Genomic DNA, 10,490 nt, shown 5'->3' with positions numbered 1-10,490 from the left:
GCGGTGTAAACCCGCTTGTTTGCTATGCCGAAAAACAAGCAATGAAGAGACATTGCTGAACAAAAACTGCCAGAATCAAAAAACTAATCAATCCAGACTCCGGCAGTTTATAGAGTTTCATATTAACTTAATGACATTGCCGTAAAGGAGGTTCTTTGAGAAACAGAGCGAACTCTGGCTGATTCTGTTGAAGGGAAATGTAGATTTCTGCGGGATTAGCGGCTGACTTCTTCCAGGTCGGAGAAATCCTGGTTGTAGGTCTCCAGGTTAATTTCGCCCAGACGCTTAGAGGTGACTAGTCCGGCCACCATGGAACCGGAAACATTGAGGGCGGTTCTGGCCATGTCAATGAGGGGTTCAATGGCGATGAGCAGTCCCACAAGGCCCACGGGAAGACCCATGGAGGAGAGGACCGTCAGGGCCGCGAAGGTGGCTCCACCGCCCACACCGGCAATACCGAAGGAACTGATGGCGGTGATGACGATGAGCTTCACAAAGAAGGTGACATCCATGGGAACGCCGGTACCTGTGGCGATCATGACGGCCAGCATGGCCGGATAAATTCCAGCGCAACCGTTCTGGCCGATGCTGGTGCCCAGGGAAGCGGACAAGTTGGCGATACCATTGGATACCCCGAACTTCTCGGTCTGGGTCTCCACATTGAGGGGAAGGGTTCCTGCGCTGCTTCGGGAAGAGAAGGCAAAGGATAGGGGAATGCTGGCTTTCTTCAGATAGGTCACAGGATTCAGCTTGTAGAAGGAGAGGATCACCAGGTGAATGGCAAACATGATGAGAATGGCCACATAGTTTGCCAGAGAGAACTGGATCAGTCGGGTGATTTCACTGAAGTTGGAGGTGGCGACAAAGCGAACCATGAGAGCAAAGACGCCGTAGGGGGTAAAGCGGAGGACAATGGTGACCATCCGCATGACCACATCATGGAGCATATTGAGGAACTTCTTGAAGGCCTCTGCGCTTTCTGGCTTCTTCTTGCGAATTCCCACCGTAGCTATGCCCAGGAATGCAGCGAAGAAGACCACAGAAAGGGTGGCGGAGGAACCTTGTCCCGTCATGGCATAGAACACATTGCGGGGGATAATCTCGGTGATCTGTTCCGGAATGCTCTTGGACTGGAACTCCGCCAAAGTCTTGTCCAGCGCCTGGGCGCGGTCCGTTTCCGCCTGTCCGGCGGTGAGCTTGCTGGAATCAAGACCAAAGGCGCCGGATACGGCAGCACCGATGCCCGCGGAAATGGCGGTGGTGAGGAGCAGAACAGCAATGATGGATACGGCACTCTTTTTCAGTGCAGAAGACTCCTGATTGACAATGGAGGTGGTGATGGCCACAAAGACCAAAGGAATGACAATCATGTTCAAGAGACGGACATAGCCATTGCTGAGGATGCCCAGCCAGGTGTTGGTGGATCCGATGACGGGTGCGCCGGCTCCATAGATAAGTTGCAGGGCTCCGCCAAGGATGATCCCAGCCCCCAGGGCGGTGAGGACGCGGGCGGTGAAGGAGTAATGCTTTTTCTGCATGAGATAGAGTCCATAGATGATGGCTGCGAGCACGATCAGATTTAGTAGGGTGTATACTGTTGAATTCATCGTGAATTCCTCCTGTTCATTATTCGTATTAAAACCCGATGAAAGACGATGATGGCAGGGAGCCGCAGGGGAAGGCTTTTATTCCGGCCGGAAAATAAAAAGACTCCTGCCCCCATACAGAGGCAGAAGTCAACTTCCACGGTTCCACTCTGTTTCACCCGTTTCCAAAAGAAACCGGTGTCACTCATTTTTTTGGTACATGACATACCTCAATGCGATAACGGGCATACCCGCTGGAGTCTACCACCGAAGGCTTCGATCCAGTACTCAGAGATGCAATTCGGTCAGGTTCGGTTCGGAAACTCTTTCAGCCAGGGAGCTTCTTCTCTGTGAACTTCTTCTATGACGTACTCTTCTCTTCATCGTAATCCGACTATTTTGGTCAAATTTAATACACATTCATCATAATGGATTTGATACAACCTGTCAATGGGGTTTTTTGATTTTGTTTTCTATTTTATCTCCGGACAAATGTGAAAAACGGAACAATTTCCTGTTTTTTTCCTGTGCCTTTCCTGCTAAAAACCGGGAAAAGACTGAAAATCAGCCGATTTTACGAAGAAACGGGGGAACGCTAGCCCGTTGACAATTGGAGGCAAAAGCCGTAAACTTTCTATGATGCTTTAAATCAGTCCTGTGAGGCTGAAAAGGGAAGATGAAAACTGACTTCAGATAGGGTGTGGGATAACCACGCCGTATTTTGACACAGGTAGCTGAACCTCTTTTTACCCACGGGTAAAGGGAGGTTTTTTTCATGGAAAAAATACAAGAAGCGGTCAGGTTGGACCATCGGCACATGCTGAACCTGCGGGACCTGGATATCACCGAAATCCACCGGATTCTGAAACGGGCGGCAGAGTTCAAAGCGGGAGCCAAGGCTCAGTTTCCCGGTAAGGTTGTGGCCAATCTCTTCTTCGAACCCAGCACCCGAACCCATCAGTCCTTCCTCATGGCCGAAAAGCGGCTGGGGATGGAAGAACTGAACCTCATTCCGGAGATCAGCAGTCTCCAGAAAGGGGAGTCCCTCTACGACACGGTGAAGACCTTCGAAGCCATCGGTGCCGATGCCGTGGTGATCCGAGCCAAGGAAGACCGTTACTATGAAGAACTGGTTGGGAGGATTTCCATTCCGGTGCTCAACGGCGGAGATGGCAGTGGAGATCATCCCACCCAAAGCCTCCTGGACCTGCTCACCATTCAGGAAGAATTTGGCCGGTTCAAAGACCTGAAGATCCTCATCGTGGGCGATATCCGGCACTCCCGGGTGGCGGCCACCAATGTGGAGGTCATGCGAAGACTGGGGATGACGGTGTGCCTCTCAGCCCCGGAGGAGTTCAAACGGTCCGGTGTCGGATACTGTTCTCTGGATGGCGTTCTCCAAGGCATGGACATTGTCATGCTCCTGCGGGTTCAGCATGAGCGCCATGAAAATGCCTTTGATCAGGATTCCGTGGCCTACAATCGGCAGTTCGGGCTGAACAGAGACCGGGTGGCGACCATGCAGAAGCATGCCATCATCATGCACCCGGCGCCCTTCAATCGAGGCTGGGAAATCACCTCCGATGTGGTGGAATGCTCCCGATCCCGGATTTTCAAACAGATGGAGAACGGCGTGTATGTTCGCATGGCTGTGCTGGAGAGGGCCCTGCGATGAAGAGAATTGTCATAGAAAACGCTGTGCGCGTTAATGAAAACAGCGAAATGGTCCCTTGCTCCCTTTTGGTGGAGGAGGGAATCATTGCGGGGATAAACGGGTCATGGGAGAAGGATGCGAATACCGTCATCATCGATGCCAAAGGATTGGTCCTTACTCCCGGATTCATTGATCTCCATGTCCATCTTCGGGAACCTGGAGGAGAAGGGAAGGAAACCATCCGAACGGGGGCGCGGGCGGCGCTTCGAGGAGGGTTCACCCAGATCTTCGCCATGCCCAATACCCAGCCCACCCCGGACACCCCGGAGCGGCTTCGGGATCTCCAGGAACGGGCAAGAAAAGACGCTCCCATCACCATTGGCTTCTACGCCCCCATCACCAAGGGAGAAAAAGGGGAGGAGCTGGTGGATCTGGAAGTCCTCAGCCATGCCGGCGCGGCAGCCTTTAGTGATGACGGAAAAGGCGTTCAGTCTGCAGGGATGATGTACCGGGCGATGCTCAATGCCCAGAAATTAGGGAAAGTCCTGGCTGCCCACTGTGAAGAAGATTCCCTCCTCTTCGGTGGATACATCCATCAGGGGGAGTACAGTAAAGCCCATGGACACCGGGGGATTCATCCTCTGGTGGAGGATCTCCAGATTCAGCGGGATATCGCCCTGTCGGAGGCCACCCAATGCCCATATCATATCTGCCACATGAGCACATCCAAAGGGGTTAGCATGCTGGGGGAAGCCAAAAAATTTTCCGTTCCCGTCACGGGAGAGGTCACCCCGCATCATCTGCTCCTGACGGAAAAGGATCTTCAGGAGGACGGAGATTACAAGATGAATCCGCCCCTGCGGAGCGAAAGGGACCGTCAGGCCCTGATTCAGGGGCTGAGAGACGGCATCATCGATGCCATAGCCACGGACCACGCGCCCCACGATGAGGAATCAAAATCCCGGGGGCTGGAAGGCTCCGCCTTCGGCGTCGTAGGCCTGGAAACGGCCTTTCCGCTTCTGTACACGCACTTGGTGCTCCCAGGAGAACTGCCCCTGAAACGGCTTCTGGATGCCCTGACCTCGGGGCCGGCAAAGGTCATGGGCCTCGAGACAGGACGGCTGGAGGTGGGCAGTCCCGCGGATCTGGTTCTCCTCGACCTGGAAAAAACCTGGAATATCGAAAAGAAGAACTTTGAGTCCAAAGGAAAAAACACCCCCTTTGAAGGCTACAGCGTCAAAGGACAGGTACACACGGTGCTGGCCAAGGGCCAGATCGTCATGCAAGGAGGACAGATCATTGATTAAGAAACTGTTATTGGAAGACGGCACAGCGTTTATCGGAGAAGCCTTTGGGAGCCTCCAGGATGTCTACGGGGAAGTGGTCTTCACCACGGCCATGTCCGGGTATCAGGAGCTCCTGACGGATCCCTCGTTCTCCGGGCAGATCCTCACCATGACCTACCCCCTCATGGGCAACTACGGCATCAATCGGGATGATTACGAAGCCATGGGACCTTATCTCAGTGCCCTCATTGTCCGGGAACACTGCCCGGAACCTTCGAACTTCCGCATGAACCGAACCCTGGAAGCCTATCTCACCAAATACGGGATACCGGGACTGGCAGGCATCGATACGCGCCGCCTGACCCGGCATATCCGGGAAAAGGGCGCGGTGAAAGGGGCGATCCTTCCCGCGGAAGTCTCCACGGAGGAAGGTCTCCTTCGGATCAAGAACCATCCCTGGCGAACCGATGCCATCGCCCAGGCCTCCACCAAAAATCCCTATGTCATGCCGGCTTCCGGAAAACGGGTGGTCCTCATGGACTTTGGCATGAAGGGAAGCATCCTGAAGGCCCTGAACAAGGCAGGCTATCATGTGACGGTGGTGCCCCATGACACTGATGCCCAGACCATCCTGGAATACCAGCCCGACGGGGTGCTTCTCTCCAACGGTCCTGGGGATCCCATGGATGCCGTGAAGCCCCTGGAAACTATCCGGCAGCTCTTGGGGCAGGTTCCCCTCTTCGGGATCTGCATGGGGCATCAGCTCCTGGCCTTGGCCGGTGGTGCCAAAACCCGGAAAATGAAATTCGGACACCGGGGAGCCAACCAGGCGGTGAAGGATCTTCGCAGCGGCCGCGTGCTCATCACCAGCCAGAACCACGGCTATGAGGTGGAGGAAGACTCTTTAGCCGGCACCGGTCTTGAGGTCACCTACCGCTGCGTCAATGACGGCTCTGTGGAAGGGTTGGCGCTGCCTGCCCTCCAGGCCTTCTCCGTGCAGTTCCATCCGGAAAGTGCCCCCGGACCCCACGATGCCCAACGGATCTTTGAAGAATTTGCCCAGCTCATGGAGAACAGGAGGAAACAGGATGCCTAAACGTACAGACTTGAAGAAGATTATCGTCATCGGTTCCGGCCCCATCATCATCGGTCAGGCAGCGGAGTTTGACTATGCGGGAACCCAAGCCTGCCAGGCCCTGCGGGAAGAGGGAATCAGCGTGGTTCTCGTCAACTCCAATCCGGCCACCATCATGACGGACAAGGAAATGGCCGACAAGGTCTACATGGAACCTCTGACCAAGGAGTTTCTCAAGAAGATCCTGCGGAAGGAGAAACCCGATGCCCTGCTTCCCTCCCTGGGGGGACAGACGGGCCTCAATCTGGCCATGGAGCTCCATGAGGACGGGATTTTGGCGGAACTTGGCATCGAAGTGCTGGGCACCGATCTGGTGGCCATTCGTCAGGCAGAAGACCGGGAAGCCTTCCGCAGCCTCATGGGAGAAATCGGCGAACCGGTGCCGCCTTCGGTCATCGCCGAAGATGTGGATACAGCCCTGGCGTTTGCCGCCCAGGAAGGATACCCCCTCATCGTCCGTCCCGCCTTCACCATGGGCGGCACTGGAGGCGGTATCGTCCATGGGGAGGAGGAACTTCGGGCGGTGGTGGGCAACGGACTCACCCTGTCCCCCGTGCATCAGTGTCTCGTGGAGCGGTCCATCGCCGGATGGAAGGAAATCGAGTTTGAAGTCATGCGTGATGCCAATGACACCGCCATCGTGGTCTGTTCCATGGAGAACCTGGATCCGGTGGGGATCCACACCGGAGATTCCATGGTGGTGGCCCCCTGCCAGACCCTCACGGACCGGGAGATGCAGATGCTTCGGGATGCGTCCCTGAAAATCATCCGGGCGCTGAAGATCAAAGGCGGGTGCAATGTCCAGCTGGCGCTACATCCCGAAAGCTTTGACTACTGCGTCATCGAGGTGAATCCCCGGGTATCCCGCTCCTCCGCCTTGGCTTCCAAGGCCACAGGCTATCCCATTGCGAAAATCGCGGCGAAGATTGCCCTGGGGCTTCACCTGGACGAGATGCGCAATCCCGTGACCCAGGAATCCTTCTGCAGCTTTGAACCGGCCATCGACTACATCGCCGTGAAACTACCCCGGTTTGCCTTTGACAAGTTCCGAAGTGCCAACCGCAAACTGGGTACCCAGATGAAAGCCACGGGGGAGGTCATGTCCCTGGGCCGAAGCTTTGAAGAAGCCATGCTGAAGGCGGTCCGCTCCCTGGAAACCAAAGCCGATCATCTGGAGCTTCCTCGGTACGAAGCCCTGGACGAGGAGAGTCTCCTCCAGCTGCTCCTAAGGGCGGAGGATGAACGGGTCTTCGTCATCATGGCCCTACTTCGCCGGGGTTACCCCTTGGCCGCCATCCATGAAAAAACGGGCATGGACCGGTTCTTCCTCCATAAGTTCCAGAACATCATCCACATGGAGGAACGGCTGAAAAAGGAACCCCTGGCGACGGTGCTTCCGGCTGCCAAGCGGCTGGGCTTTTCAGATACCTACCTCTGTCGGAGCACAAAAACGCCCCTGGAGGAGCTTCTTCACATGAAGAAAACCCTGGGTATCCGGCCGGTCTACAAAATGGTGGATACCTGCGCCGGCGAGTTCGCCTCCGCCACGCCCTATTTCTACTCCACCTATGAGGAAGAGAACGAGTCTCTCCCTTCCGCCAAGAAAAAGATTGTGGTTCTGGGCTCCGGGCCCATCCGCATCGGCCAGGGAGTGGAGTTTGACTATGCCACGGTCCACGGCGTCTGGTCCATCAAGAAGATGGGCTATGAAGCCATCATCATCAACAACAACCCGGAGACGGTCTCCACGGACTTCTCCATCTCCGACAAGCTCTACTTTGAACCCCTGACCCTGGAAGATGTGATGAACGTCATCGAGCTGGAGAAACCGGAAGGAGTCATCGTTCAGTTTGGCGGACAAACGGCCATCAATCTGGCTCCGGGACTGGAGGAGCGGGGGGTGAAGATCCTGGGAACCAGCCTGGACAGCATTCTCCTGGCCGAGGACCGGGACCGGTTTGAGCAGAAGCTTCGGGAACTGGGGATCCCCATGCCCGAGGGGGATGTGGTCTCCAGTGTGGAAGAGGCGAGGATTCAGGCGAAAAAAGTAGGGTATCCGGTGCTTCTTCGACCCTCCTTCGTCCTGGGCGGACGAAACATGGAGATCATCCATACGGAAGAGGAGCTCTCGGCCTACATGGAGCGAATTTTCCAGGAAGAGGGACCTGCCCCGGTGCTGGTGGACAAGTACCTCCAGGGCCTGGAGTGTGAGGTGGATGCCCTCTCCGACGGGAAGGCTGTCCTCATCCCGGGGATCATGGAACATATCGAAAGGGCAGGGGTGCATTCCGGAGACTCCATGGCGGTGTATCCCCCCGTGTCCCTCTCCCGGGACGTAGAACGTACCTTGGTGGACTACACGGAGCGGATTGGCCTGGGCTTAGGCATTGTGGGTCTCTATAACATCCAGTTTGTCGTGGATCAGTCCCAGAAGGTCTATGTTCTGGAAGTGAATCCCCGCAGTTCCCGCACGGTGCCTTTCCTGAGCAAAATCACCGGGGTCAATATGGCCGATGCCGCCACCCGGTCGATTCTGGGGGAATCCCTAGCAAAGCAGCAGCTTCCCACGGGAATTCTACCGAAAATCGAAGGGTATGCGGTGAAAATGCCGGTGTTCTCCTTCTCCAAACTTCGAAAAGTCGACATCGCCCTGGGGCCAGAGATGAAATCCACCGGGGAGGTCATCGGCCGGGACAAGAACCTGGAAAAAGCCCTGTACAAAGCCCTGGTGGCTGCGGGCTTTACCATGGGAGAATACGGCAAGGTGCTCTTCACCATCGGCGACCGGGACAAGAAGGAAGCCCTCCGGCTGGCCAGGCGGTTCAACGCCATCGGTTACGGCATCATGGCCACGGAAGGCACCAAGACCTTCCTGGAGAAAAATGGGATTCCTGCCCAGGGGGTGGGAAAAATCGGCGGAGGCGGGAAAACCGTGCTGGACGTGATCCGGCGCCGGGAAGTGCAGTTTGTGGTGAACACCTTCACGGAACTTCGGAAAGACCACCTCTCCGACGGGTTTCTCATCCGCCGGGAGGCCGTGGAGAATAATATTCCCTGCCTGACCTCCTTGGATACGGCAGCGGCCATATTGCGGGTCCTGGAGTCCATGAACTTCAGCATCGAAGCCTACGAGGAGGGGAAAGCATGAAAAAAATCCATGAGCTAAAGGTGCTGGAGAATAAAAGTATCGCCGAGGATACCTTCAAACTGACTTTGGATGGCTCATCTTTGGGCGAGGACTTTCCAGCACCGGGAACCTTTTTCCAGCTGAAGATCGATAAGGGGGGAGCCCCCCTGCTGCGCCGGCCCATCTCCGTCTTTGATGCGGATGAGGTTAAGCAGACGCTGACTCTTATCTACAAAGTGCTGGGCTGGGGGACAAAACTCATGACAGGGCTGGTCCCCGGAGATCTCCTCAATGTTCACGGTCCCCTGGGAACGGGATTCCCCATCCAGGGCGAGGCCGGAAAAGTTCTTCTGGTGGGTGGCGGAATCGGGGTTCCGCCCCTCTATGAGCTGGGCAAAAGACTTCAGGCCCAGGGGGCTGAAATCGTCACGGTCCTGGGATTCCGGGGAGCGGGACAGGCCTTCGCCCTGGAGGAATTCTCCACGTTAGGTCCAGTTTATGTGGCCACGGAGGACGGAACCCTGGGCACCCAAGGTTTCGTCACCGACGCCATCCGGGAGCATGAGGTGGCGTTCGACACCCTGTATGCCTGCGGACCCCAGGTGATGCTAAAAGCCCTGGATCAGGCATACCAGGAAACGAAAAATGGGTATCTCTCCTTCGAGGAGCGGATGGCCTGCGGCATCGGCGCCTGCTATGGGTGCATGACGGAAACGAAGGAAGGCCTTAAGAGGGTCTGCAAGGATGGCCCGGTGTTTGCCATGGGGGAGGTGCAGTATGGTGATTAATCCATTAAAGATGACCCTGCCGGGTCTGGATTTGAAAAATCCGGTGATGCCGGCTTCCGGCTGCTTCGGCTTTGGCCAGGAGTATGGGGAGTACTACGATTTGAGCCGCCTGGGAGCTCTCATGGTGAAGGCCGTGACCTGGGAACCCCGTAGGGGCAATGCCATGCCCCGGTTGGCGGAAACGCCGGCGGGCATGCTCAACGCCATTGGGCTCCAAAATCCCGGCATTGCCGGCGTGGAGAAGGAGCTGGTCTGGCTGGAACAGTTTGATCTGCCCATCATCGCCAATGTGGCCGGTTACAGTGTAGAGGAGTATGTGGCAGTGGCCAGACGGATTTCTCAAGTGCCCAATGTCCATGCCCTGGAGATCAACATCTCCTGCCCCAATGTCAAAGAAGGGGGCATTGCCTTTGGACAGGATCCCCAGGTGGCAAAGGAGCTGACAATGAAAATCAAGGCAGTGTCCGAAAAGCCCGTCTACATGAAGCTGTCGCCCAATGTCACCGACATTCGGCTCATGGCCCGGGCGGTGGAAGAAGGAGGTGCGGACGGCATCACCATGATCAACACTTTAGTGGGCATGCGGCTGGATCTTCGGACGGGAATGCCCATCCTGGCCAACGGTACGGGGGGACTTTCTGGACCTGCGGTGAAACCTGTGGCCATCCGGATGATCCATGAGGTTTACCGCACGGTGAAGATTCCCATCATCGGCATGGGCGGCATTTCCTCGGCAGAGGATGTGCTGGAGTTTCTCTACGCTGGAGCCTCGGCGGTGGCCGTGGGCACAGCAAACTTTTCCGATCCCTATGCCTGTCCGAGGATCATCGAGGAACTGCCGGAAGTGCTGAAGAAGTATGGCTTTGCCACCGCCGCTGAAGCGGTGGGCTACAGCCACAGAAGAAAGTGAGGAT

7 protein-coding genes are annotated in these 10,490 nt (G+C 56.1%); 6 read left to right on the top strand and 1 reads right to left on the bottom strand.

The genetic code is table 11. The features are described 5' to 3' along the window. Positions 1-215 precede the first annotated feature (215 nt). Positions 216-1,607 carry an L-cystine transporter gene (locus KCG48_RS01610; RefSeq protein WP_211799535.1) on the bottom strand — a complete coding sequence of 464 codons (1,392 nt, stop codon included), beginning with the start codon at positions 1,605-1,607 and terminating at the stop codon, positions 216-218. A gap of 754 nt (positions 1,608-2,361) precedes the next feature. On the opposite strand from KCG48_RS01610, the gene KCG48_RS01605 reads away from it, so the two are divergent. Genes KCG48_RS01605 through KCG48_RS01580 form a run of 6 tightly spaced genes read left to right on the top strand, consistent with a single transcriptional unit; the run spans position 2,362 to position 10,486 of the window. Beyond that, positions 2,362-3,261, top strand: a complete 900-nt coding sequence (locus KCG48_RS01605) for an aspartate carbamoyltransferase catalytic subunit (RefSeq protein ID WP_211799534.1) — start codon at positions 2,362-2,364, stop codon at positions 3,259-3,261. After that, entirely contained in the window at positions 3,258-4,547 is a 1,290-nt protein-coding gene (locus KCG48_RS01600) for a dihydroorotase (RefSeq protein WP_211799533.1), read from the top strand. Before KCG48_RS01605 ends, KCG48_RS01600 begins: the two co-directional genes overlap by 4 nt. Next, the gene (locus tag KCG48_RS01595; protein ID WP_211799532.1) at positions 4,540-5,622 is read left to right on the top strand and encodes a carbamoyl phosphate synthase small subunit; all 1,083 of its coding nucleotides are present in this window, start codon (positions 4,540-4,542) and stop codon (positions 5,620-5,622) included. Before KCG48_RS01600 ends, KCG48_RS01595 begins: the two co-directional genes overlap by 8 nt. Further along, positions 5,615-8,809, top strand: coding sequence for a carbamoyl-phosphate synthase large subunit (gene carB / locus KCG48_RS01590; RefSeq protein WP_211799531.1), 3,195 nt, complete (start codon positions 5,615-5,617; stop codon positions 8,807-8,809). The genes KCG48_RS01595 and carB overlap by 8 nt, the downstream gene beginning before the upstream one ends. Beyond that, positions 8,806-9,576, top strand: a complete 771-nt coding sequence (locus tag KCG48_RS01585; protein WP_211799530.1) for a dihydroorotate dehydrogenase electron transfer subunit — start codon at positions 8,806-8,808, stop codon at positions 9,574-9,576. The genes carB and KCG48_RS01585 overlap by 4 nt, the downstream gene beginning before the upstream one ends. After that, positions 9,566-10,486 carry a dihydroorotate dehydrogenase gene (locus KCG48_RS01580; protein ID WP_230976937.1) on the top strand — a complete coding sequence of 307 codons (921 nt, stop codon included), beginning with the start codon at positions 9,566-9,568 and terminating at the stop codon, positions 10,484-10,486. Before KCG48_RS01585 ends, KCG48_RS01580 begins: the two co-directional genes overlap by 11 nt. The last annotated feature ends 4 nt before the right edge of the window (positions 10,487-10,490 follow it).

The organism is Proteiniclasticum sediminis (genome assembly GCF_018128025.1).
In the GTDB taxonomy this organism is placed as follows: Bacteria; Bacillota; Clostridia; order Clostridiales; family Clostridiaceae; genus Proteiniclasticum; species Proteiniclasticum sediminis.
The sequence above is the reverse complement of the archived record's forward strand: the minus strand, read 5'-3'. Positions and strand labels throughout refer to the sequence as shown.